This window comes from Leptospira fletcheri, from assembly GCF_004769195.1.
Taxonomy (GTDB): domain Bacteria; phylum Spirochaetota; class Leptospiria; order Leptospirales; family Leptospiraceae; genus Leptospira_B; species Leptospira_B fletcheri.
The window spans coordinates 857,156-881,128 of sequence record NZ_RQET01000004.1 but is presented as its reverse complement, the minus strand read 5'-3'; the positions used below and the strand labels follow the sequence as shown (position 1 = coordinate 881,128).

Here is a 23,973-nt window from a genome sequence, read left to right as displayed (position 1 = left end):
GATCGCTTAATCTACCTTCTTAAATTGGTCGGGAGAAGAGCCTACCGGAAAGACTAATATCCTCTTTTTGAACTCGATGATCTTTTCGATCACCTGCGGAACGCTCTCCTGAACCACGTATTTCCTATCGTTGAAAAGCGTGATCGTAGTATCTGGATTGGCTTCGATACATTCGATATGAGACGCGTTCAGGACGAATTCCGTCCCTTTTAAACGGTGCAGGGTTATCAATTTCCCTTCCTCGCACGGGAGTTCTTGTTCATAGAATCGACCATCCTGGAGATTTGGATAATGAATTTTTCCTCCGTAAAACGGTCCACGGAGGTTTGAAAATCCCGCGGCTTCCATGCCGAGGATATCGCCGTCAAAAGAGCCGAATTCAAAGATTCTACCGTTTGTTCTCGGAAAAACACCCCCGTTTTTTCCGGAACCACGGTTTCTAATGCTCCTCCTTTGCCGAAGGCAACAACTGGAGTGCAGTTCCCTTGGGCTTCGACGGGAGCGATTCCGAAATCTTCCATGCCTGGAAACACGAAGACCCTAGCTTTGGCCATATATTCCAAAACTTCCTTTCTAGGGCGATGGGGAAGAATTTCCACGTTTGGAGGCAGGATTTTGGCCAGATTTTTGTATTCCTGCCCGCTTCCGAGGATCTTTAAGGTCCTACCGTTTTTACGATAGGCCTCGATGGCCAAGTCGATCCTTTTGTAAGGCGCAAAGGCGGATACGATCAGATCAAAATCCTCCTTTTGCGTCTGTTTCACTTTAAAGCCCTTCGGCAGACAAGGCGGCGGGACCACCTTCGCTTCTCTTCTATAAAATTTCAGGATCCGTCGCGCGACAAAAGCGGAGTTTGCCAGAAAACGATCCACCCTTGCGGCAGAGACGGCATCCCAAGTCCTTAAATAATTGGAAACAGCCTGAAAGAGAAAAAACTTAAGCCCTTTTCTCGCGGGAAAATAATCGTAATACAGATCCCAAACGTAGCGCATAGGAGAATGCACGTAACTTATATGAATCGCATCCGGATCGCAAATCACTCCTTTGGCCACGCAATGAGAGGAGGAAAGTACGAGATCGTAACCTCGTAGATCCAAAGATTCTATGGCTGTCGGAAATAAAGGAAGATACCATCTGTATTTGGATTTAAAAGGAAGCCTGTCCGTAAACGCAGTGATGATCCTTCTGTTCTCTATCCTTTCGTTTAACTTTCCAGGTTCGTAAAATAGAGTAAACAGATCGGCTTCCGGATAGATTTTCAGAAGGGAATCCAAGACCACTTCTCCGCCCCGCATTCCGTTGAGCCAATCGTGGATTATTGCGACTTTCATAGATTTTCCATCGGCAGGAAATGCCGTCCTACCCGGCTTTTTCGGATCAGAGACGGTTGAAATAGAGATTGTCGGAGATGCTTCCGATCAAGGTGGTCCTCCGGTAGAGGTTGATCGAAAAAGGAACCGGAGCGGAACGTTCCAATTTGCGGTAACCTTCCGTATACCTTCTGGCATCGTCTCCGAACAAACGCATGTCCAACATGGTTTCGGCGATATTATCGTGAATGTCGTCCTCATTCAAAATTCTAGGAATACTCCCCCGATTGCCTTTGAGTTTTTCCGAGACTTCGAAAAGGTTTTTGAAAGTGAGGTGAATGTCCTTTTCGTTCTCCCTTATGATTCCCGTGGAGGCCGCAAAGAAATCGTCGTAATATTTTGCGGAAGGAGCAAAATCGGGAGCCCGTTCTTCCCCTTCCTTGTAGGTCGGTTTAAAAAAGCCCATTTTCGAATCCAACTCCGCGCTTCCCGGATCTATATCGATGGTCCTTCCGGAGAGAACGGTTTTCGTGCGAAAGCTGATATTGTAATTCGCGTACAGAGTAATCGGATCCGCTAAACGAATCGTGATCTCGACCGCCTTCTTTCGTAGAGGATCCAGGAAACGTCTGTCCGGTACGTCTTCGATCGGCACTACATCAACGTCCCGGACCAGTCCCTTCTCCACTCCCAAGACGCTGACGGAAGTCCCCGGCCGGATTCCTTGGGATTTCGGATAATAAATCTTAAGGGTATAAGGGTACAAGTCTTTCGTTCCCGCGCGCTCTAAAACGGATTGGTACAGAAGCAGGAAAAAAGAGAGAAAAAAGGCGAGGCCCAAATGAACGGGAGAAGGTGTGGGAAATTTCATCGATTCGGGATTTTTCCTCTCTAGACTCTATCGGTCTTTCGAATCGCACAACTAAAACCCGCTTCGAATCGGTGAAAATCGGCAGGAATCTGATCTTTCTTCCCGATATACGATCTAGAGGAAAGAAAAAGGTTCGAAGAAAGCACTATGAGACATAATCTAATTGACTTTCTGAAAGAATCCCTCCAGAAAAGAATAAGTTGGTGGCTCCTGGCTTTCCTTGGCTTTCTTGCCGCGTTTTTAGGGTGGGGCTGGCGGAAGGGTTCCCTCCCCCAAGAGCTGAACAAACTGATTCTAACCGGACACGAAACGCTAAAAACGGAAGAAATCGTTCAAATCATGGGAATCCAACCTGGAACTTCTTTCGAAAATTACGACTTGGGTCTGATGGAAACACGCTTAACGTCTCATCCTAGAATCAAAAAAGCCAGGCTCCAAAAAAAGTCCGAAGACCAATTGCTGGTGGAAATTACGGAAAGAAAACCGGCTTATCTCGTCAACTCTGACGGTCACCTATTCGAAATCGATTCCGAGTTGAAAGTGCTTTCCAAGGACGACGTCAGAACTCCCGGCCTAACGATCCTCTCTGGTACGTTTCCTAGAGAAGCGGGGTCCATGAGCGGGGCCGCGTTTCGGGATTTGTATACCTCCGTCGAAAATGCGTTCCGTGCTTACCCGGCTCTACGGACTCGAGTATCCGAGATATCCCTACATGAAGACGGAGAAATTTTCGTTTATACGGATTCCCCCATACCCGTCCGAGTACAGGTAGGCACCTTATTCCAAATCGAACAGGTCCGTAAATTGTATGCGGCTCTCGCGTATCTCGAGAAGGAAAAGATCAGACCCAAACTAGTGGACATCCGCGGAGAGGACGCGGTCTATCATTAAGCGAATGGAAGGCTCAGAAAGAACAATCGTCGCCCTGGATCTCGGAACTTCCCTCACGAAAGTGGTAGTAGGCCGACCTGTATCGGAATACGAAACCGAAATCGTAGGTACCGGCGCCTTCCCTTCCTCCGGAATCAAAAACGGATCGATCGTGAATATAGAAGCGACCACCCGTTCCATTGTGGAAGCGGTCAGCGAAGCCGAATTGATGTGCGGACAGGAAATCTCTGCTATAGTCGTAAACGTGACCGGAAAATCCCTGAGGGCGGACAATTCCAAGGGAGTGGTGGCGATTACGAATCGAGATCGAGCGGTGGCGGAGCCGGATGTGGTGCGGGTCATAGAAGCAGCGCAGGCGATCCGGGTTCCTGCGGACCAGGAAATCATACACGTACTCTCCAAAGAATTCTCGGTGGATGATCAGACTTCCATTAAAGATCCGATCGGAATGACCGGAGTCCGCCTCGAAGCCGAAGTCCATATCGTGACCGCGGGAATCACCGCGCTTCATAACCTGGATAAATGTGTGGAAGCCGCCGGCTTGGTCGAAGAAGCCCGGGTATTGTCCAGCCTGGCCTCTTCCGAAGCGGTGTTAACCTCGGGAGAAAAGGATTTGGGCACGGCGGTGCTGGATATAGGCGCCGGGATCTGCGATCTGATCGTTTATATGGACGGGGGAATCGCTTATTCGGCCATTATTCCTTTCGGCGGGTCCAACGTGACTTCGGACCTTTCCATAGGCCTGAAAACCACGCTCGAAACCGCAGAAATATTAAAAAAACGTTATGGTCATTGCGCTCTTCAGGAAATGGATCCGACGGAAACCGTGGAAATTCCTCCGATCAGCGGTAGACCCGCCCGATCCGTGCTACGAGAAGAATTGGTGAACATCATCGAACCTAGAATGCGCGAAATCTTCGAGATGGTGGATGCTGAGCTGGTCAAGTCCGGCAAAAAATCCTTCCTCGCGGGAGGGGTCATTCTCACGGGAGGCGGAAGTCTTTTAGAAGGGATAGAGTTCTTGGCCGAAGACGTTTTTCACCTAACCGTTACGCGGGCTCGCCCGGCAGGACTGACCGGAATTGCCGAAAGAGTTTCTTCCCCGGAATTTTCCACGGCGATAGGTCTGATCAAATACGCGTCCCGTCTAGGCGAGATGGAACAGAAATCCCAGGACAGAGCGGAATCCTGGGGAAAAAAGATCCGGAGATGGATCGAAGAGAATTTATAACTTAGCGTTCTTGCCGAGCTCCGTTCGGTCCCGAGGAAGGTGTGATATGTTGCGTTTCGAAGAAGAAGCAGAAAAGACAAGCCCTGCGATCATCAAAGTGCTGGGTATAGGCGGAGGCGGCATGAACGCAGTCTCTAGGATGCTCCACTCCAGCCTACGCGGGGTAGAATACGTCATTATGAACACGGACGAGCAGGTATTAAGGCGTTCCGAATTGGAGAATAAGATCGCCTTAGGAGCCAGAGTGACCCGCGGAATGGGAGCGGGAGGGGATCCGGAATTGGGGGCTAAGGCGGCGGAAGAGGACAAGGAAAAGATCCAAGCCGCAATCCAAGGAGCCGATATGGTCTTCGTGACCGCGGGTATGGGAGGAGGAACCGGCACGGGAGCTGCTCCGATCGTCGCAAAAATCGCGAAAGAGATGAAATGCCTCGTGGTAGGAGTCGTGACGATTCCGTTTTCCTTCGAAGGAAGACGACGAATGGAGTTCGCTAAAAACGGAATCGACCACCTTCGTAGCTATGTGGATACTCTTATCCTCGTAAATAACGAATCGATTTTCCAAGTGGTGGATCGCGCGACCCCCATCGACCAAGCCTTCCGAGTGATCGACGACATACTTCTGAACGCCGTCCGAGGAATCAGCGATATCGTAAACAATCCTGGAATCATCAATGTGGACTTTGCCGATGTGAAAGTCATCATGAAGGACACCGGCGATGCGATCATGGGAGTCGGAGAAGGGAGCGGAGAAAACAAAGTTTCCGAAGCGGTCAATTACGCGATCGATAACACTTTGTTGGATTCGCGTTCCATCGCGGGAGCGACCTCCTTATTGATCAACGTGACAGGGGGATCGGACCTTACGATCTCAGACTGGAACGAAGTATCTCAGATCATCACTTCCCAAGTCGATCCGAACGCGAATATCATAGTCGGACTGACGGAGGATTCGGAATTAGAAAATCGAATCCGAGTGACCGTGATCGCCACCGGTTTCAACAAACGTCCCGCGAATCATAGCTTAGGCACCTCGATGCGGCAACCGACCAGCTCGCCCCTTCGCAAAGCGGTGGGAATGGAGCAGCCCTCTCCGGAAGAACCTCGTCCTTCCCTGCGGTCGGAGCCTGAGCGAGTCGTCATGGATCCGGAAACCTACCGCTCCTTAAAAGCCCGGTCCGGTCAATCTTCTCCACGAGAAGATTACGATATTCCGGCATTCTTAAGAAGAAGCGACAGAAACAAACAATAACTACGGATTATTCCTTGTCCGAATCGGCTGCGGAAGCGGCCGTCTTACCGAGGCCTCTGAGATATTTCTCTTTTTTTACGTTCAACTTCGCTGCGGATTCGTAAAGCTCGGAAGCTTTTTCGAAATCGCCGCGGGAAAAATAATAAGTGGCAAGGTTTGCCTTTGCCGCCCAACATTTGCCCGAGGCTTTCGCGTCCGCTTTTTCCCAAGCGGATTTTGCCCTTAGAAAGCTGGGAGTTTCTCCCTTGATTTCGAGGTAGCCTTCCTCCAGATAAGAAGCTACCTCCGGATCCTCATCTTCGGTAAAGATCCGGATTTTTTCGGTCGCAATTTTCGGCGATAATCTCGCTTCCAATTCGGGAATGGATTCCGTAAGCGCTTGGGAAAGAGAGTCCAACATTGCCGGACAGGAAACCGCTCCCGGACTATTATAGATCGTCGACGCTTTGGAAATCGTCACGCTCTTGGACTCTCCGGTATCGATTCTCACTAAAGTCGCCTCTATCGGCAAAATGATTTTACGGACACCCGTCATCTTCATGATGGGATCGCTAGTCTGAACCGGATGCGGCGAAGGTGTATAGGATCGGTATCTTCCTCCGTGCTTCGATTTGGAATTGGCCGATGCGGCCACTTGCAGGACTAAAATTCCGATCGCCCAATAATCGGGACGCAATTCCTCGGAACATTCGGAAACCGGCTTGGCCACATTGATGTACAGGAGGGCCTCCGCTCCGGAAAGTTCCCCGAATTTCGTCCGATTTTCCGTAATACCGGTCAATGACAGGCTTATTTCGTTTCCCAAATCAGGCTGTTTGCTTAAATCGATCATCTTAAAATAGGAATCTTCCGAAAACGCTTCGAAAATCTTGGCAGGAACGATCCGAATAAACGCCTGGCTTGCATCAAGATCCGAACCCCAAATCTCTTCCGTAGGTTTTTCCACGGACAACCCGACTACGCGCACCCCTTTCAGAAAATGACGGAGTTCCCTTCCTTCGGGAGTCTTCGGATAAAAGGGATATTCAACTTCCAGCCTTTGACAGGATAGCCACGCGATGAGTCCTATAAGAAAAAATACGATTCTATTCTTCATCTTCTCGGATCCGGTTCGGAGGATTGCCGTTCGTATATTATTTTTCCAGAATCTTTCTGAATTCCTTTCTTTCCTTCCCTACCTGGGATATGAACGTAGCGATCGCGAAGAAGAAAGCGAAGCCGAGGAAAAAGAAGGGTAAAATCGAAGATTGTTCTTTCGAAACGTTATTCTGAACCAGAAGTCCGAAAGAGACGACCACAGCCAAAGCGGCAGGGACGGTAAGCAGGGATCCGATGTTCGAAAAGACGCGGAAACGGACCGTGTTCCCTTCCCGTTCCAATCTACCGTAAGACCAGAACCAGCTACGTAATTTCTGAAGGCTCGACGCATTTTGAAAAAGGATTTTTTGGCCGGCTTCTTTGATCCGGTATCCGCCGGCTTCCAATTTACGGATGGCGGCTGCCAGATCTATCTCCGGAGAAAAATTTCCCTTCATGATGGAGGGAAAATAGTTTCGGTTTTCCGAAAACCCGAAACCTTCCTTTCTCTTTCTCTCGCGGATCGAAAACAAAAAAACAAGGATAAAGATTCCGAACGGAATCGAAGCTACTGCAATCGAATAAGGGTTCATTGACTTCCTTCTAAAAGAATTAAATTCCGTTCTTGACGGATTGGAAAGCAAAAAGCAATTCTCGGGAAATATCTTCCGCCGTCTTGAGATACTTCCCGGAAGCCCCTTCCGTACCGTCCGAAGATTTCGGATCCTCGTACGGAAGACTGATGCGAACTTCGGCACCCGAAATGTACGGACAAGCCTGATCGGCGGAGGAGCAGACCATAATCGCGATCAACTCTCCGTGCGGATTCGGAGGATCCGAATATTTTTTGGAAAATATCGTCATCGAGGAGGTTCCGTCCGCCCATCGAATGGAGTATTTCGGATTTTTTGGGGGCCCCTCGTTGTCCGATCGGAATCCGATCTTTTCCAAGGTTTCCAACACGCTCGGATGAACGGCTGAAATCTCCGTCCCGCCCGAAAACGATTTGATCCCGGGAATTCCCAAATATTGGGGAATGGAAGCCCCGAAGACCTGGGAAAACTGACTTCTTCTCGAATTTTGCGTACAAACGAACAAAAGGTTGGAACGACTTCGTTTATCAAAAGAATCTAAAACGCCTTTTGCCAGCGAATTTAGCGCATCCTTTCTTTCTGAGGAAATGGAATCGAATTCCTCTTTTCTTTTATCAAAAAAGGTGCGCAGAGTCGGAAATAATGGGGACATGCGTGGAGAGTCTAGGTTCTTTTTTCGCGGTTGCAAGCTAGTTTTGCCGGAAAGAGAGAACGATCGGATTCGTCGAATGCGAAATTCCGAAGAGCCGAAAATCTATACGGATATTCCGTAGAACTTACGCGCGTTCTTCGAAAGGACCTTAGCTAGCATGTCTCCCTCGAAAGTTTCCCGGATTAGATTTAAGTCATTGTCTGAAAATGGAACCGGAGCACGAGTGCAAGGAAGGTCGGTACCGAAAAGGAGGCTATCAGGATTTACTCCCGCGATCTTTACTAACACGGGCTGCACTTCGAAATCCAACCTTCCGAAACCGGTGGCTTTGATCCGGACTCCTTTTTCCGCCAACCTAAGGATAATCGGCAACCCTTCCTTGGAGAGTCCGACGTGATCTATGGAAACTTTCGGGAGAGAAAAAAGTACCTCCGCGAGAAAATCGTCGATCTCCTTTGCGTCGATATATAGTTCCACGTGCCAAGCAGCTAGGTCGTATACTCTGACGGCAAGTTCCTTGATTCTGGACAATTCTTCCGAGCCACCGCGCCTAACGTTAAAACGAACTCCCCTCACACCGGCGTCGGATAGGGCAAGAATTTCCTCGTCGGTAGCCGAGGCGGGAAGTTGCGTGACTCCTACGAACGTTTTCCCTAAGATCGACAATGCCTCCAGCAAATACGATTGGTCGAAGGCTTGGAAAGAACCGGACACAACGGCGCCTCCGCCTATTCCGAGAGGTTCCGCTTTCGCCTTATAATCGGCGACAGTGAACGGCTCCGGTAAAAACCCTTGATTCGGCACCAAAGGGAACCTAGGGTCTATGATGTGAAAATGAGAGTCGAACAAGGACATACCTTAGTATAGCCCGATCCGAAAAAGAGGTCAAGAGATATGGAACATTCGAAATTCGGGATAAACCGATCCTCATTTTCCGTTAGACCTCGCAAAAAGAGGAGAATCGCCTCAATAGGAAAACGAAAGATAGAAAGATAAGAACCCTATCAAAAGGCAAAGCGGAGAATAAATTCTCGAATCCCAATACGCGAACTTCGTGCCTTTTACTTTCTTAAAGAAACCTACGTATCGAAACTCTCCGATCGACCTCAATACGAAGACCGCCCCCACCAGAATCAGACCTACGCGATGCGCCCTATGTCCTAGTGGAGAAGGATAAATTTGGGAGAAACCCAATACCCACGCCGCCGTGAACCAGAAGGCCAGGCCGATGACGAACGTGGAAAATACTCCCGGGAGAAACGCAGGACGTCCTTCCAGCTCTAGTTGAGGAATGGCCGAATCCGAACCCCAATTTCCTCCGAAGCTCCAATAAAAATGCATACTTCCTAAAAACACGAAGATAGCAACTAGTATAGAGGTAATCCAATCCTGCATGAGCGAAGCATATCCTACCCCCCGGTAATTTCGAGAATTTTTCCGTTTACTTGGGTTCGAATTCTCCTGCCTTCCAAGTCCCCTTGCGTAAAACCGTTCCGTCGGAATCCGTCAAGGTTCCTTCCCCGTCGCGTTTGTTCGCCTTCCAGGACCCTACATATTTGGAGCCGTCCATGTACAAGTACGTCCCCTGTCCGTCCTTGTGCCCGCGCAACCAGGTTCCTTCATAGGATTCCCCCGATTCCAATACGAGTTTTCCTTTCCCATCCGCCAATCCCTCCTTGAAATTCCCTTCATAACGGTACCGGCCGGGAAGATATTTCGTTCCTTTCCCGTCCCGACAGTTACCTTCTATACAGCGGGGAGAAAACATAAAATAGGCTGTAGCCGCAGCCAGTAAAACCAAGAGAAACGGAAATAACCCTTTTTGCATCGAATCCAATCTACAGTTTATTCAAATTGCGTTAAATATAAGAATAGAATGCTGAAAATTCATCGGTTCAATCGGATTTCTTGGAGCGAAAAATCTTCAAGGGAGCGATCGCCAGAATCCCCAAAGGGATCAGAACCAGGAAAGCGAAAGATCTTGCAAACCCTCCGTTGAAAGTCTCCGGGACCGGTCCGGAATCCGATTTTCCTATATAAAGATCGAACCGAACGATATCGCAAAGTCCGTAATTGGAAAAACTGGAGTAATAGAGGTAAACGGGAATGTGAGCGACATAGAAATAGAGTCCAAGCGAAGCAGGAACGCAAGCAAGGAAGAAACTCAATCTTCCCGCAGTGGGGGTTCCTAAAACCATCGCCAAAAGATAAAACAAAGCGATCAGATAGGATATTTCGGTGCCGAGTAAAAACAGCGAATAATCTCCGTCCAGACAAGGACCCGACTCGGCAAGAGGCAAAGTCATTGGAATTAAAAGGGAAAGCAGCACCCCGAACCAAAATAGGATTTTTTTCATCTAACTCCGAACGACGGAAATCTTTTTATCGATCCGATTTCGTTGATTATTTAAATTGTTTTCTTTGCCGCGGGAAGAATCATTTTTTCCAACTCCCTTCTCGGGCTGAAAAATTTATAGCCGCTTTTACCGATACGAACGAGCATCTGCACCTTTTCTCCCGACTTTAAACCTACGATCGTTTCGAATTCCTTCCGAAGAGAATCCATCTGATGGTATTCCTGCAGGATCTGGCTTAAAGGATGCATGACGTAGCCGTTCTTGGTCGCGGCGAGTTGCAACCTGGCATAATCCCTTCCCGCAAGAACCCAGTCCAAGAACCGATTCTGTTTTGTGACTAGATAAAGGAATCCCTTGGAACTTTCCACCTGATCGGCAAACATACCCAAGCCCGCGGACCGATTGCTTTCGGAATGCCAACTTTCTTTTCCCGGAGACAAAAAGAAATTTCGAACGAAAAAATACTTCAAACCGGACACTCCGGAACCTCGAAGAGAAAGTCCATCCCGTTCCCGATTGATCTCTTCGTCGTTATATCGGAACCAAACCCTGGATTCTTCGTATGTTTGGTACGTATTCGTTTCGACTTCCATCGCGGAATAGACGGCTTGTTTCACTTTCGGAAAGTCGGAGACCCCCATCAGAAAAGCGCGGGAAAAATTCGGTTTCGCGTCTTGCAAAAGAGCCGAAAATTCGGTTTCATTCAGAACGTCGCCGTGATACTCTCCCCGCACCGTTGCCCTTCGAGGAATGAACTCGGCCAAAGGATCCGCCGGAATACCGGAGTTCGGGAGCAAGCGAATCTTTGCGACCGGTTTCTTTCCGATATCCTTCGTCTCGTATTTTCCTTTAGGAAACATTTCAATCTCCGCTTTAAAGCCCAGTCGTGTGGAACCGATTGCGAGCGTTTCCAAAAAGGTTCCCTGTCCGATATGGATCTGTCTCGTCGGCGGATCCGTGTCCAAGAGTAAACGGTTTTCGTCCACATAAAGATTGGCCGAGAGGTCGTCCAAGATTTCGAATTTCCAGGGCTGGACATTGTGCGGATTCGGGGCGGTGATTCCCACGTTCAATGCCTTTAAAATCGGCCGGTTGTATTTCATCGATTCCGAATTGGCGTAGGGATCGCTTCCTTTCGGTCCGAAATTTCTGTCCGTAACGGCAGAACAAGCCTCTAAGAATTCGGAAACTGTCAATACGGTTCCGACACCGATCGCGCGTTTTAAAAAGGATCTGCGGGAAAAAGAATCCATTCTCGAAAAATAACTTCCGATCCAGAGAGGTCAACGAATATCGTTTTCCGTAACGGAGCTTTCCGTCCGCTAATTCATTGACAATACGCAGGTACTGAGTTTCCATTTATTCGTGGATCGAAACCGTCTCGCCTTAGCCGTAACATTTGTAATAACCGTCCTCGCCGTATTCGTAGGACTCATCAATCTACTCTCCAGTCTCAGCCCGTCCAAGCTCTCTCGAATCGAAGGAAGTTCGGGTTTCGGCACGGAGCGGATCGGAGCGGCCCTGATCAAAATCGAAGGAGAAATCCACTCCGGACAATCCGGTTACGATAGCGCAGGAGCTCAAACTATTCTGGAACAGTTACGTTCCATAGAAAGCGACCCGAATATCGTCGGGATTCTTTTGGAAGTGAATTCTCCCGGAGGAAGCGTAGGTGCCTCCCAAGAGATTTACAGAGAATTAATGTATCTTCGAAAAGAAAAAAATAAGAAGATCGTCGTTTCGATGAAGGACATCGCCGCCTCGGGAGGGTATTACATCTCCGCGGCCGCCGACAAAATATTCGCGTTAGGCGGAACCCTTACGGGATCCATAGGCGTGATCGCGATCGCCCCGAATATAAAAGGACTGCTGGACCGGTACGGAGTAAAGGTAAAAACATACAAAGAGGGAAAATACAAGGACTCGCTTTCCCTGTTTCGGGATAGTACTGCGGAAGAGGACGCAATCATTCAAAAAATGTTGGCGGATACCTATGAGGAGTTCATCGAGGACGTTTCCAAAGGAAGAAACCAAACGGTAAAATTCGTGTCCTCTCTCGCGGAAGGAAGAGTTTATTCCGGACAGGACGCGTTCCGAAATAAATTAGTCGACGATATCGGCGGCCGCAGAGAAGCCCTATCCGAACTTTCCAAACTTTGTAACTACGACGGAATCCTGCCCTTGTACGAGGAAGAGCCAAATCCCTGGGACAGATTCTTTCATCTATTACAGGCAAAAGCGGGAGTATTTTCGGGGGAGAAGATCCTTTTACAGGAGCTGAAACGTTCCCCCGTTCTCGTGCTATATCCTCAGGCAATGGCGTGGTAGAATCGGATGCTCAAGGTATATTATACTAAGTTTATAAATCTTTTGGATGCGACTTTATTCGAACCGTTCCGTCTGGAAAGTGCCCTATCGGAATCGGAACCTAGGTTCTTAAAATTGGTTACGAGTGTCCTTCTCTTTTTGGCCGCATTGAGCGCTTCGGTCGCATTTGTGATCGTATGTCCTCCTTATACGAAACGAAGCATAGGCTTGTTAGGAACCGGATTTTTGGGACACCTTGCCTTCTTTTCCCTGCTTCCTTATCCTTTAGCGTTCGTGTTGGACGGACTTGCCCAGAGAAAGGATAGAAAAAGCAACTCCAAAGTGATGTTCCTGCTCGTAAAGATATCGATGGTGGTATTTCTTTCCGCCGGAGCGTGGGCGATCCTTTTTACCCAGTTCGGCCTCTCCGGAGTTTGGGGAATCTCCATCCTCTATCTGATCCATTACGGCCTTTTTATCCTAGTCTCCATCCGCGGAACGATGTATCTTTACGATTTGAAGTTTAAGGATGCGCTTTCCTTTAATCTAAGCACGTTTTTGATCTCTATCTTCTTTCCGTTAGCAATGTATTTCGCCTTAGCTTCCTCCTTCGGACCCGCACTACAATGAAACCGGAGAATTTTCGATTTTTATAATGAATATCCTAATCACGAATGACGACGGAATCTCCTCTCAGGGCATATTGGCGCTCGAGAAGGTTCTAAGCAAGGAACACGACACGTTCCTGATCGCTCCGTTAAAGGAAAAATCCGCAAAGTCCATGGCTCTGAGCATTTACGACTCCCTGCGGGTGGAAAAGATCAACTCCAACCACTATATAGTGGACGGATACCCGGTGGATTGCGTGAATATCGGAATCCACGGACGTATTTTTCCTAAGATAGATCTGGTAATCTCCGGAATCAATCGCGGCGTGAACATGGGATACGACGTGCATTATTCCGGAACTGTCGGCGCTGCAAGGCACGCGGCTATCCATAATATCCGCGGTATGGCCGTCAGCTCGGGAAATTCGGATAAGCACTACGATTATATGCCGGAAGCCGAACTCGTTCGGGATATGATCCGCCTCTGGAAGGATGACATGAAATCGGGAACCGTTTACAACGTCAACATTCCCGCAAAATTCCGGCATTCTACGGAAGACGTGGAGATCGTCCGCTTAGGCAAGAGGACCTATGTGGATACCTATCATTCTACTCCGATTATCGGGGACATCGCCGAGTTCTATCTAGGCGGTTCGGATCTAGGTTTTATACCTGAGCCAGATACTGATTTCGAAGCCTTTTATAAGGATAAGGTGACTCTTACTCCCCTAAGTTTGGATCAGACGGATTCGGATGGATTAGCAGAATTTAAGCGTAGTATCGGACTCCATTCTCATTAACGGATTCCCTCTTGGAAAAGAAAAACCCCTCAAGGCAGATTCCCACAAAGCGCAGGATCTACTCCGAGATCTTAAAGGAGAACTATACGTTCGCCCTTACCTTGATCGACAGGGAATTGGCGGAACACGGAAAAGATCCGGAACTACTATATAACTTCGCCATCTGCTGTTCCCGAACCGCGAATCACAAAAAATGCATATCGGTTTTGGAGGAACTCCTGGAGGAATTTCCCCGGTTTTCCGAAAGGGACAACGCCTTTCGATTGATCATCTTTTCCCTAATCAACGTCGGAAAATACGGGGAAGCGATCCAAAAGACGGACGAAAGGTTGAAACTGGCGGTGGACGATATCATGTTGCTTTCTCTCAAGGCGGCAGCCCAGGAAAAATCCGGAGACGTCAAATCGGCGATAGAGACTCATCTCCGAATCCTTCGTCTCCGACCGGATCACAGGAACAGCTTAAATTCGGCAGCCTACTTGCTTGTGGAAGGAAGGGATCCGAATCCGGAGGAACTGCGAACCGCCACCGAAAATATAAAACGCGCCGTTCAATTGGATCCGGACAACCCGGCGTATCTGGATTCGCTGGGAGTGCTTCTTTCCAAATTAGGAAAAGAAAAAGAGGCAAGAACGGCGTTCGAAAAGGCCCTGCGTAGATCGCCCGCCCAAGATACGATTTTGGAACATCTCAAAAAACTGACTCGAAGCTCCGAACAAGGGACTTGACACTGCGGCTTTCCACGAAATCATGGACGTCGATCCGGGATGTAGCGCAGTGGTAGCGCATCTGTTTTGGGAACAGAGGGTCGCTGGTTCAAATCCAGTCATCCCGAATTTTGGGATTTTGACTCGATAGCTCAGCTGGATAGAGCAACTGCCTTCTAAGCAGTCGGTCGGGGGTTCGAATCCCTCTCGGGTCACTCACACGGTGAGCGTAGCTCAGTTGGTAGAGCTCCAGATTGTGGTTCTGGCTGTCGCGGGTTCGAGCCCCGTCGTTCACCCCAATTTCTTTTACTTATGAAAATTCAATCCGTGGGCTCGAAGCGAGAGCTTGGGAGCATTCTTAGCGATCCATAGAGAGCGTAAAAGAATGCGACCGAGGCACAGGAAGTGCCGAGGCAAGCTCGAGACGCCGTGGAGCTAAGTTTGCCACGAAGGCAAACTGCGTAACGGCGAGCCCCGTCGTTCACCCCATCCTTTTTTCATTCCAAAATCTAGTGCTTCGGACTGTCTTTGTCCACCTTTGTGGACGCCACTTGGCCGAGGCAATATCCTTCCGCGCTGCCCCCTGCCGCAAAATAGTCCGAGCGATTCTTTACGGCAAAACAATCGTTTCCGTAAGTATGCATGCAGGATTTGGTTTGTGTCACACAGAAAAAATAACTGCTTACTGGATCGTATTCGTTCCCTTTCTTTTTGCCCTGGATTTGGTCCCGATCGTTTTGCGTGCATCCTAGCGTAATATAGAGGAAAATAAAAACCGAAGAAAAAATCGAAATCTTCTCGCTACCGAAAATGTTATTCACTCTCAGTATTAGTCGAAAAAAAAGGAAAAAACAAGCAGCCGATTTTCTTACGTTATCGAAGAAAAAAGCCCCCGCCTCTACTCAGATACTCTGATCTCTCGGATACACGCTTCTGGACCCATACCCTGGAATGTCCCTTCTACAGACCAGATAAAAATTCCTTTCGGATATTGGTCGGCTTCGACCGGTTCGAATTTTCGAGAGAGAGGGAACCGAAACTCTTCGGATTCGCTAAAATCGAGAGTTTTGGAAAGGATAACGATATCGTCGGGTAGCCGGGATTCCTTATCCACGTTAATCGCTTCCCGCAATAAGATTTTAAAATCCAGTTTCGGAGCTTTTCGGGAACAAGCTAAGATTCTGATTTCCTTCCAGCCGGAGGGAATGTAAGTTCCGTTCTTCAACCTATGAGTCAGTCGGAGTTCCGCGTCAAAATCCATGGCGCGGGAGGAAGAACGCAATTTCTTCCATTCCGTCGAATCTTTTCCATCTGCCAGATAAAACGCTTGGGACGATCGGTCGTCCAAATAAGAATCCGTGAAATCGAAACGTAAAAAAGGAGGTTCCGATTTGTATTCGTCGATTTTCGGCTGAGTGATCGAATACAAATAGTAATTCGCCGTTAGCAAAGCGGCGGGAAAAGCAATCGCAAAAATTTTCGGTCCGATGGCGAATTTCATTCTCGGCTCTCCCGTTCATCTTCCGGAAGTTTCCGATTCCGAGCAACCAGGATTTCCTTTCTTCTTGTCTCCCGAAATGCGGTGTCATATTATGCTCCGAACAGGTTCGGAAAAAAGTTTTTTAGATTTTCCGGAAATCGCAAAGTGGGCGGAATCAAATCTATGCGAATCGGAATTTCCGGAGGAACCGGACTCATCGGATCCTTGTTAGCGCTGCGTCTCAAAGCGGAAGGCCATAAGGTCCGGATTTTTAGCCGGAGCGGCAAACTTCCCTATCGCCTGCAAAGATCTTCCGAATGGGACGTCCGGATCGGAAACGGTCCGAGTCCAGCGGACCTATCGGGCCTCGATGTTCTGATCAATTTTGCAGGAGAACCCATCGCGGGAGTGAGATGGACGGACGAAGTCCGGCAAAAAATCCGAACTTCCAGAATAGAAAGCACAAGAACCATTGTGGATCGGATCTCCGCCTTGGGAGATTCCGGCCCTAAAGCGCTATTCAATGCTTCCGCAGTCGGAATCTACGGTTCGTACGAATCTTCTACTCCGCCTTTTACGGAAAGCACCCCTCCCGCCGAGGACGAGCTGGGAAGGTTATGCTCGGACTGGGAAGCCGAGGCGCTTCGTGCGGAGTCCTTCGGAATTCGGACCGTTTTACTGAGAACCGGAGTGGTTCTTTCCACAGAGGGGGGCGCTTTGGCGACGATGCTTCCTGCCTTCCGTCTATTTGCCGGCGGACCGATCGGATCCGGTCACCAAATTCTTTCCTGGATTCATATCGAAGACCAACTTGCAGCAATCCTTTTCCTTTTACGACGGGAAGAAGCCAAGGGCGCATTCAATTTGGTTTCTCCGGAACCCGTTTCCAACGAGCAATTCAGCAAAACCCTTGGACAGGTTTTGAACCGACCTTCCTTTACCCGGGTCCCTGCTTTTGCGTTAAAACTTGCGTTTGGAGACGGCGCTCTGGTCGCCACCCACGGGCAAAGAGTGCTTCCGAAACGACTTTCGGACCTTGGATACAAGTTTCGGTATCCGAATTTGGAAGGAGCTCTCCGCAGTTTACTAGGCTGATTCAGAGAGAGTTTTCATTTTCTTCCGGTTTTTTTCCGAAAAATCAGAATTTGCTCCCTTCCGTTTAGAAACATTCTAAGTCTAACTGGTATGGAAAACACAACATTGCCTGGTTCTTTTGACGAACTGATCAGCACTCACGACAAACCGGTTCTTGTGGATTTTTGGGCTACTTGGTGCGGCCCTTGTAAAATGGTGGCTCCCGAACTGGAAAAATTCGCCCAAGCCCACAAAGGACAGTTGACTGTCGTAAAAGTGGACATTGACGAAAAACCGGAGATCGCCCAAAAATACGGTATTCTCTCTGTGCCGACCCTGATGCTTTTTAAGTCGGGTCAAATCGCGGAAAAAGTGATAGGCGCCATTCCTCAGGCTCAGATGGAAAAAGTCTTCGGACCTAAACTTGCCTAAGAGATTTTGTAGAAGGCTCGAAAGCGAATTTCGAAACGAAAACGATTTGCGGCTCCGAGTCGTTCGAAAGAACGCGGAGCCTTTTCGTTTCGGGACTTACCACTCTACGATTTTCGTTATCTCTTCCTGTTCCAGTTTCATCGTTTCATAATCGCCTTTCGCTTCGGGAAGAGTGCGGTACAGATAGCCGGCAAATCCTTTCGCAAACGAATCGAATAAGGAGGATCGATTCCCCTCTTTACGATCATGGACGGCCTGTTCCAGAAATTCCGACAACCCCAGAGCACCGAAGGCCAAGTCGGACAGATCCACTCGATAAGTTTCTTTCCATTCTCTAGGCTTCTCTTCCAAATCTTTGGCCCAGCGGGAAAGAAGAGTTTTTCCGAGTTCCGCGACCGACTTCAATTCACCGTATTTTTCGGCCTCTTCGAAATTCTTTCCCACTTCCAGGATGAAAGAATCGCGAATCTTAGCGCGATTCATTGCGCCTAACGCGTGATCGGTGATGATTAAATGGGTCCCCTCCCAAGTTTCGTTAATGATGCAATCGTTGTGAAGTCTAGGCAAACAAGTATAATCTCCGATAATCCCCGAGCCGCCTAAGGCCATGATCGCCCGATGAGTGATTTGGGAGGATAAGGAAGAGGTTTTGTATTTCATCAAGGGAGTGGTCAATTGCTCCGCTAGGACTCCCTTTCCGCTCCAGTCGATTCCGCGGAAAATCAATAGTACCTGAATCGCATACAGGATTCTCAATTCCGCCAACTCTCTGGAGTAAGCGGGAAAATCCTTGATTTTTTTGCCATAGGCCATCCTAAAGCGGGAGTATTCGAGGGCCTCCATAAAAGCTCTCCGGGACATACCTGCCGCAGCTACGGCCACGTGAACGCGAGAAGTTCGGATAACGTAGCGTATTAAGTTGGCGATTCCGTGAGCCGGCCTTCCCAGGGCTTCCGCTTCCACGTCCTCGTAAACCACCTCTACGGTCAATTTACCCTTGGAACCGATAATGTCTTTTTTCCGAAGGATATGGTGGCCGTTCAGTTCCCCGTTATCCTTGATGCGAGGAACGAGAAAAAGTCCGACCGTATCCGTCCCTTCTATCTTTGCAGTCGTAACCCAAAGGTCTCCCGGATTCGAGCAGAACCATTTTTCTCCGTTAAGAATCCATTTGCCGTTTTCGCCCTTCGTCGCGACGGTTCGGTTGGCGCCTACGTTGCTTCCCCCCACTCGTTCGGTCACATATTGACCGGCCATAAAATGCGAAGGGGAATCTTTTCCGGCGACCAAGGGAAGATACTTCTTCTTCTGCTCTTCGGTTCCGATCGCTTTGAGTACGTTGATCATCCCTTCCGTCATGGCAAGAGGACAGGTCATTCCCCCTTCCCCGTTTTGATTAGCCAAATACGCGAGAGAGTATCTATGAAGGTCCGTAAAAGGAAATTTCCATTCATCATGGAAATCTAAATTTACGATTCCGTATTCGTAGGAGATCTTACGGGACAACTTCTGCTCCGGGGAATAGACGACCAGATCGATGCGATTGCCGGCGCGATCGTATTTTACGATTTCCCCGTATTTTCCTTCCTTGTGGGAAGCTTCGGTGAGTTCGTCCAGAATGCCGCCTACGATATGACCGTAACCCTGTAAGTGCAACGCGAGCGCCCTTTTATGAGCCGGTTCGTAATCGGCGGAATATCTTTCCACCATTCTCTGCAATACCTTATCGAGGTCGTAGAAATTCTTACCCCGGTTTCCGCGATAAGAAGAGACGTCATAAGGAGCCAATCCCGGATTTTCGGCGAGACGAAGAGGATGATTCATATTATTGGTTTCCGATCGGTTGAGATGTTTTTACCGTTCCTATCTTACGACAAGAACCGGTATCTGCACTCTTTTTTTAAAGGCCGATCCGAGCGGGAGAATTACGAACAACGTTCGATAAGAAGACGCCGGAAAAAATCCGAACGATCAATATTCCAAAACCAAACCTTCATAAGGAGCGATCTGGAAAACGACGGGAATTTCCATCTTTTCGGGTTTTCGATGCGTGGAAACCAACACTTTAGCCGTGCGATTCGCGTTCGCTACGATCTTCTTGGATTCGTTTTCGAAGTTCAAAATCACGAGACATTTCTTCTTCTCATATTCTCTCGTGTATTTCAGAACCCCGGGAGGAGAGTCGTAGTCCAAGGCAAGGCTTCCTTTTTGTAAAACCTCGTTACCTTTTCTCAACCAGATCAACTTCCTGTAAAAGTTCAGGAGACTGTCCATGTTTCTGGACTGGGTCTCCACGTTTACGGTTTCGTATTGGGAAAAAACGGGAAGCCAAGGATCCGCAGAGCCGAAACCTCCGTTCTTATCCGCGGACCAGCACATAGGAAGCCTGCAATTGTCGCGGCTGGGATAGAAAGGCCAATAGCGTTTTCCCACCGGATCCTGGATCCGATTCTTGGGTACTCTTTCGTCGAGCATTCCCAATTCCTCTCCATAGTATAGAAAAGGTGTTCCGCGTAACGTGAGAAGCATAAGAGCGGCGATCTTTGCCCTCGGAATCGTTTCCGATCCCTTGGAATATCTGGTGACATGACGTCTAAAATCGTGATTGCTCAGGGTATAATTGGGCCACCCTTTTTCTCGAAGGCATTTTTCCCATTCCTTGATGACCTCGCGAAACCTTTCGGCCTTCCAAGGAGTATGAAAAAAGGCGAAGTTAAACGCCATATGAAGTTCGTCGCCGTCGTCACCGTAATAAGAGGCGGGAAGAATACTCGTACCGGGAGGTTCCATCATAACCTCGCCGACGGACATACGATCTCCGTACGAATCCAGAAGCTTCCGGAGATCCTTCAGAATGCCGTGCATCTCCGGTCTATCCCTGTCGAAAATGTGATCCTGTTGGTCGAAGGGTCTCGCGATCCACCGCTTTCTCGGATTGCTGCGGAAGTGCTCGTCCTTCATGAAAAGATTCACCACGTCCAGCCGGAAGCCGTCCACGCCCATATCCAGCCAGTTTTTGACCATTCCGAAGATGGCCTTTTTTACTTCGGGATTCCGCCAATTCAAGTCGGGTTGTTCCGATAGAAAAGAATGATAATAATATTCTCCCGTGGTCTGGTCCAGAGTCCAGGCTCTCCCTCCGAAGGTTCCCATCCAATTATTGGGAGGCCCTCCCTTTTCCGGAGCTTTCCAGATGTACCAATTCCTTTTGGGATTGTCTTTGGAGGATCTGCTTTCTATGAACCATGGATGAAGATGGGAGGTGTGATTGGCAACCAGATCCATTATGATCCGGATATTTCGTTTATGCGCTTCTTTTAATAGACGTTTGAAGGTGTCCAGATCTCCGAAAATCGGATCTATATTTTCGTAATCGGAAATATCGTATCCGAAATCGAACATGGGAGAAGGATAGATGGGAGAAAGCCAGATCGCGTCTATGCCTAGAGAATTCGGTGTCCCGTCGTTCAGATAATCCAGCTTACGGATGATCCCTTCCAAATCCCCGATTCCGTCCCCGTTAGCGTCGCGAAAACTACGAGGATAAATCTGATAGATGACCGCATTCTTCCACCAATCGGGAGAGGACTTCCTAGTCCTGGAAGTTTTTTTGCCGGTTTTTGCCGGTTTTCGGTTTGCCGCTTTTCTAATAGAAACCGTGGAGGAACTGCGCGCCGAGTTCATAGGAGCCATTTTTAAAACGTGAGTTCCCCTGTCACTCTTTCCATAGCCTGGATTCCAAGGATCCGCGACTCTAAGGAGGAAAGTAATTTCTTGTCCTTAACCTGTCCTCCGTCCTTATCCTGTAAATAAAAAGAATCGTAGGCGTAGTCCGCCGAGGTAGAGACGCGTAAGTAAGATACCTTCAAGCCGAACTCGAATACTTTTCGTAATATTCTATATACTAAACCTACCATATCGGGCATTCTCACTTCCATAATGGTCATGTCGGAAAGGTCCTCATTGGAAAAGCGGACGGACCGATTGATCATGCTTTCCGGGATGGGCTTTCTCGGATTCCATTCCGTAGGCTCGAACGCGATGCTGTCCCTCTGTAGTTTTCCCGAGGCCATCAAACGTAGCTTGTCCTCCAGCCTCGAAATCTTTTCGGGGGAAATATTTCCGCTTCCTTGCGAGTCCGTCACTTGCAGGATATTGATCTGAAACTTGCCGGAAGCGTAACTTTGCATTCCGACAAGACTAAGCCCCTCGGAGGAAACGGAGCAACACAAATCCAGTAGAATCTCGGGAAGATCCTGACTGACAACGTCGGCGGTTACGAATGCGGGATCCCGCTCCGATTCGAATAAAAGCTGGTTATGGGAATCCTGACTTAGGGTAACGATGGATTTGAAGTGCTTGAGAATTTTGCGGTTGGAAACCGTTTTCAAATAACTATGTGGAATAACCGAATATGCGAATGAAGCGACGCTTTCGGCTATGTTCTTTTCTCTTCCTTCCTTTTCGATCAGATAGGAAACCAAGTCCTTTGCGTGAGAGATGCGTTCCACCTCGTCCAAGAGCTCCTCTTCCGGAAGCGGTTTCGCCTTCAGAAATTCCATAGTATTCCTATACAGGTCGCTCAGGATACTCTTCTTCCAATTGGTCAGTACATTACTACCGACGGACTTCGTGTCGATGATCGTCAAAACGTAAAGTAATCTCAATCGCTCGGGGGAAGAAACGGTTCTCGCAAAACTCCGGATCAAGCCGGGATCCGAGATATCTCGTTTGGAGGAAAGTTCGGACATGAGGATATGCTTTTCCACGAGAAACCTACAGAGGTCGGTATCTTCCTCCGAAAGACCGAGTCGATCCCCGACGGATACCGCCAATTCGGCTCCGTACTCCGAGTGATCTCCTTCCTTCACTTTTCCGGCGTCGTGTAATAGGATTGCGAGAGATAGAATCTCCGTTTTAATACATTCCTTATAGACTTGTAGAATGTCCGGATCTTCGAAGTCTCCTGAGTCCAAACGATCCAACTCGTGAAGGATCAGAAGAGTGTGTTCGTCCACGGTGAATTCATGATGATAGCTAAAAAGAGCGAAATTCGTGCAGGCGCCGAACTCGGGCAATAGAGCGCCCAGAACTTGGCATTCGTGCATCAATTTCAAAACCCTTCCCCTATCTTTCAATAATCGGAGCATATTCAGGAACTCACCATTTACTTCCGCAGAATAACGGAAGTCGTCGTCCAAAAACGGAGAGGCGAATCTAATTTCGTTTAACAAAGTTCCCGAAACCTGAAACCCGGTTTCCTGGATCATTCGGAACGTAAGCATTACGTCCCTGTATAAAGTGTGAGGGTCCGCAAAAAGATTTTCCTCGGAAGGAGGATACACTGCATCTCTTACTTTGGAGAAGGCTAGACCGGAATAGGAAAACGTTTCCGTTTTTCCCGGCTTATTCCGCTCGATCGCAAAATCCAGATAACTTCTCATCACAAAGAAAACGTTTTTCTGGTGCCCGTAGAGTTGATTCATGAATTTTTCCACGGTCTGGAGAGCATCCTTATCCCCGAATCCCAAGTACGCAGCGACCTCGGGTTGTAGATTCAAATCCAGACGGTCGTGCTTTCTTCCGGTGGCGACGTGCAGTGCGATCCTAGTCCGAAGCAAAAAATCGTAAGCTTCCTCCAGAAGTTGCGCTTCCCCTCTTTGAAAAACGGGGAGCAAAGCCAAGGCTCCGAGGGAAGGAATCGGGTTTAGGGCCTTTTCGTGCCAATAGACGTATTGTACGTCTCTCAAGCCGCAGATGTCGGATTTCAAATGAGGCTCCGACAACAAGATGGGTTTGTCCTCCCTCAGGAATCTTTCGGAAAGCTGTAACTCCTTGGAACGGTTGTACCTGTCCACGTATTTAAAAGGGAGTTTTCCCAGGAAATCGGTCTTATATTTCTCGAACATCTCCCTGGATCCGAAAAGGAACCGACTATCCAAAACGGCATGAAAGCTGGACATATCGTCCAGATAATGAAAGGATTCCTTGATCGTCCGACAAGTGTGGCCCACTTCCTTTCCCGAATCGTAAAGATAAGTGTTCGTGGAGGAAATGATCTCGGAAAGTTTCGTTTCCGGGATTCCATTATGAAGATATAATATGTCCACGTCGGAGTGCGGAGCGATTTCCATTCTCCCGTATCCGCCGAGCGCGATAAGAGCGATTTTTTCCCCTCGTCCCAGTATCGAAGCCGCCTTTTCGAATCGGTTTTTCAGAAAGGAATCAAGGATGAACGTAAGTTGTCTGGAAACGAGCCTACCCGAAACGGAACGACTCTTTTCCAAGAGTCTCTGAAAGCTGTAACTGATGTCCAGTTCTAAGGGCATGG

At 48.5% G+C, this 23,973-nt stretch carries 25 protein-coding genes and 3 tRNA genes; 12 read left to right on the top strand and 16 right to left on the bottom strand.

Annotated features, from left to right (window positions below):
* Nucleotides 1–6 precede the first annotated feature (6 nt).
* The 3 genes from EHO60_RS07425 to EHO60_RS07415 are packed head-to-tail and all read right to left on the bottom strand — an operon-like array spanning nucleotide 7 to nucleotide 2,181.
* Nucleotides 7–231: a flagellar FlbD family protein gene (locus tag EHO60_RS07425; protein WP_135767496.1), complete on the bottom strand. Its 225-nt coding sequence runs from the start codon at nucleotides 229–231 to the stop codon at nucleotides 7–9.
* Nucleotides 228–1,331 carry a glycosyltransferase gene (locus EHO60_RS07420; protein ID WP_135767495.1) on the bottom strand — a complete coding sequence of 368 codons (1,104 nt, stop codon included), beginning with the start codon at nucleotides 1,329–1,331 and terminating at the stop codon, nucleotides 228–230. The genes EHO60_RS07425 and EHO60_RS07420 overlap by 4 nt, the downstream gene beginning before the upstream one ends.
* A 46-nt stretch (nucleotides 1,332–1,377) precedes the next feature.
* On the bottom strand, nucleotides 1,378–2,181 hold the full coding sequence (locus EHO60_RS07415; RefSeq protein WP_135767494.1) for an MlaD family protein: 804 nt from the start codon (nucleotides 2,179–2,181) through the stop codon (nucleotides 1,378–1,380).
* A gap of 147 nt (nucleotides 2,182–2,328) precedes the next feature.
* Between EHO60_RS07415 and EHO60_RS07410 the strand changes: the two genes are divergently transcribed.
* The 3 genes from EHO60_RS07410 to ftsZ are packed head-to-tail and all read left to right on the top strand — an operon-like array spanning nucleotide 2,329 to nucleotide 5,555.
* Nucleotides 2,329–3,072 (top strand): cell division protein FtsQ/DivIB, encoded by a 744-nt coding sequence (locus EHO60_RS07410; RefSeq protein ID WP_135767493.1) that lies wholly within the window; start codon nucleotides 2,329–2,331, stop codon nucleotides 3,070–3,072.
* Nucleotides 3,073–3,076: 4 nt separating this feature from the next.
* Nucleotides 3,077–4,303, top strand: coding sequence for a cell division protein FtsA (ftsA, locus tag EHO60_RS07405; protein WP_135767492.1), 1,227 nt, complete (start codon nucleotides 3,077–3,079; stop codon nucleotides 4,301–4,303).
* Nucleotides 4,304–4,349: 46 nt separating this feature from the next.
* Complete coding sequence (gene ftsZ, locus EHO60_RS07400; protein WP_135767491.1) at nucleotides 4,350–5,555, top strand: cell division protein FtsZ; 1,206 nt, start codon at nucleotides 4,350–4,352, stop codon at nucleotides 5,553–5,555.
* Nucleotides 5,556–5,562: 7 nt separating this feature from the next.
* On the opposite strand, the gene EHO60_RS07395 is transcribed toward ftsZ, so the two are convergent.
* The 8 genes from EHO60_RS07395 to EHO60_RS07360 form a co-directional block, all read right to left on the bottom strand.
* On the bottom strand, nucleotides 5,563–6,651 hold the full coding sequence (locus EHO60_RS07395) for a lipoprotein LipL41 (protein ID WP_135767490.1): 1,089 nt from the start codon (nucleotides 6,649–6,651) through the stop codon (nucleotides 5,563–5,565).
* 37 nt (nucleotides 6,652–6,688) lie between these two features.
* Nucleotides 6,689–7,225: a hypothetical protein gene (locus tag EHO60_RS07390; protein WP_135767489.1), complete on the bottom strand. Its 537-nt coding sequence runs from the start codon at nucleotides 7,223–7,225 to the stop codon at nucleotides 6,689–6,691.
* A 19-nt stretch (nucleotides 7,226–7,244) separates the two neighbouring features.
* Nucleotides 7,245–7,877, bottom strand: coding sequence for a low molecular weight phosphatase family protein (locus EHO60_RS07385; RefSeq protein WP_135767488.1), 633 nt, complete (start codon nucleotides 7,875–7,877; stop codon nucleotides 7,245–7,247).
* 102 nt (nucleotides 7,878–7,979) lie between these two features.
* Nucleotides 7,980–8,732, bottom strand: a complete 753-nt coding sequence (locus EHO60_RS07380) for an amidohydrolase family protein (protein WP_135767487.1) — start codon at nucleotides 8,730–8,732, stop codon at nucleotides 7,980–7,982.
* Nucleotides 8,733–8,843: 111 nt separating this feature from the next.
* Entirely contained in the window at nucleotides 8,844–9,272 is a 429-nt protein-coding gene (locus tag EHO60_RS07375; RefSeq protein WP_135767486.1) for a DUF3995 domain-containing protein, read from the bottom strand.
* 46 nt (nucleotides 9,273–9,318) lie between these two features.
* Nucleotides 9,319–9,705 carry an MORN repeat-containing protein gene (locus EHO60_RS07370; protein WP_135767485.1) on the bottom strand — a complete coding sequence of 129 codons (387 nt, stop codon included), beginning with the start codon at nucleotides 9,703–9,705 and terminating at the stop codon, nucleotides 9,319–9,321.
* 67 nt (nucleotides 9,706–9,772) lie between these two features.
* The gene (locus tag EHO60_RS07365; RefSeq protein WP_135767484.1) at nucleotides 9,773–10,234 is read right to left on the bottom strand and encodes a hypothetical protein; all 462 of its coding nucleotides are present in this window, start codon (nucleotides 10,232–10,234) and stop codon (nucleotides 9,773–9,775) included.
* Between the two features lie 50 nt (nucleotides 10,235–10,284).
* The gene (locus EHO60_RS07360) at nucleotides 10,285–11,487 is read right to left on the bottom strand and encodes an Acg family FMN-binding oxidoreductase (RefSeq protein WP_135767483.1); all 1,203 of its coding nucleotides are present in this window, start codon (nucleotides 11,485–11,487) and stop codon (nucleotides 10,285–10,287) included.
* Nucleotides 11,488–11,599: 112 nt separating this feature from the next.
* Here EHO60_RS07360 and sppA point away from each other — a divergent pair, with 112 nt between their 5' ends.
* From sppA to EHO60_RS07325, 7 genes are all read left to right on the top strand, one after another.
* Entirely contained in the window at nucleotides 11,600–12,562 is a 963-nt protein-coding gene (gene sppA, locus EHO60_RS07355) for a signal peptide peptidase SppA (protein ID WP_135767482.1), read from the top strand.
* A 6-nt stretch (nucleotides 12,563–12,568) separates the two neighbouring features.
* Nucleotides 12,569–13,171, top strand: coding sequence for a hypothetical protein (locus tag EHO60_RS07350; RefSeq protein ID WP_135767481.1), 603 nt, complete (start codon nucleotides 12,569–12,571; stop codon nucleotides 13,169–13,171).
* A gap of 25 nt (nucleotides 13,172–13,196) precedes the next feature.
* On the top strand, nucleotides 13,197–13,949 hold the full coding sequence (gene surE / locus EHO60_RS07345) for a 5'/3'-nucleotidase SurE (protein WP_135767480.1): 753 nt from the start codon (nucleotides 13,197–13,199) through the stop codon (nucleotides 13,947–13,949).
* Nucleotides 13,950–13,960: 11 nt separating this feature from the next.
* Nucleotides 13,961–14,677 (top strand): tetratricopeptide repeat protein, encoded by a 717-nt coding sequence (locus tag EHO60_RS07340; protein WP_135767479.1) that lies wholly within the window; start codon nucleotides 13,961–13,963, stop codon nucleotides 14,675–14,677.
* A 35-nt stretch (nucleotides 14,678–14,712) separates the two neighbouring features.
* A tRNA-Pro gene (locus tag EHO60_RS07335) sits at nucleotides 14,713–14,784 on the top strand.
* 13 nt (nucleotides 14,785–14,797) lie between these two features.
* Nucleotides 14,798–14,871 (top strand) — tRNA-Arg (locus EHO60_RS07330).
* Nucleotides 14,872–14,879: 8 nt separating this feature from the next.
* Nucleotides 14,880–14,955, top strand: a tRNA-His gene (locus EHO60_RS07325).
* 210 nt (nucleotides 14,956–15,165) lie between these two features.
* Here the strand turns inward: EHO60_RS07325 and EHO60_RS07320 are convergent.
* Both EHO60_RS07320 and EHO60_RS07315 read right to left on the bottom strand, forming a co-directional pair.
* The gene (locus EHO60_RS07320) at nucleotides 15,166–15,477 is read right to left on the bottom strand and encodes a hypothetical protein (protein ID WP_135767478.1); all 312 of its coding nucleotides are present in this window, start codon (nucleotides 15,475–15,477) and stop codon (nucleotides 15,166–15,168) included.
* Nucleotides 15,478–15,554: 77 nt separating this feature from the next.
* Nucleotides 15,555–16,157, bottom strand: coding sequence for a hypothetical protein (locus EHO60_RS07315; RefSeq protein WP_135767477.1), 603 nt, complete (start codon nucleotides 16,155–16,157; stop codon nucleotides 15,555–15,557).
* A 162-nt stretch (nucleotides 16,158–16,319) separates the two neighbouring features.
* Between EHO60_RS07315 and EHO60_RS07310 the strand changes: the two genes are divergently transcribed.
* The gene (locus EHO60_RS07310) at nucleotides 16,320–17,231 is read left to right on the top strand and encodes a TIGR01777 family oxidoreductase (protein WP_135767476.1); all 912 of its coding nucleotides are present in this window, start codon (nucleotides 16,320–16,322) and stop codon (nucleotides 17,229–17,231) included.
* A gap of 105 nt (nucleotides 17,232–17,336) precedes the next feature.
* Nucleotides 17,337–17,642, top strand: a complete 306-nt coding sequence (gene trxA, locus EHO60_RS07305; RefSeq protein WP_135767475.1) for a thioredoxin — start codon at nucleotides 17,337–17,339, stop codon at nucleotides 17,640–17,642.
* A gap of 96 nt (nucleotides 17,643–17,738) precedes the next feature.
* Here trxA and EHO60_RS07300 read toward each other — a convergent pair whose 3' ends face one another.
* From EHO60_RS07300 to EHO60_RS07290, 3 genes are all read right to left on the bottom strand, one after another.
* Entirely contained in the window at nucleotides 17,739–19,466 is a 1,728-nt protein-coding gene (locus EHO60_RS07300; protein ID WP_135767474.1) for an acyl-CoA dehydrogenase family protein, read from the bottom strand.
* A gap of 147 nt (nucleotides 19,467–19,613) precedes the next feature.
* Nucleotides 19,614–21,335, bottom strand: coding sequence for an alpha-glucosidase (locus EHO60_RS07295; protein WP_135767473.1), 1,722 nt, complete (start codon nucleotides 21,333–21,335; stop codon nucleotides 19,614–19,616).
* A gap of 2 nt (nucleotides 21,336–21,337) precedes the next feature.
* Complete coding sequence (locus EHO60_RS07290) at nucleotides 21,338–23,971, bottom strand: [protein-PII] uridylyltransferase family protein (protein ID WP_135767472.1); 2,634 nt, start codon at nucleotides 23,969–23,971, stop codon at nucleotides 21,338–21,340.
* Nucleotides 23,972–23,973 lie beyond the last annotated feature (2 nt).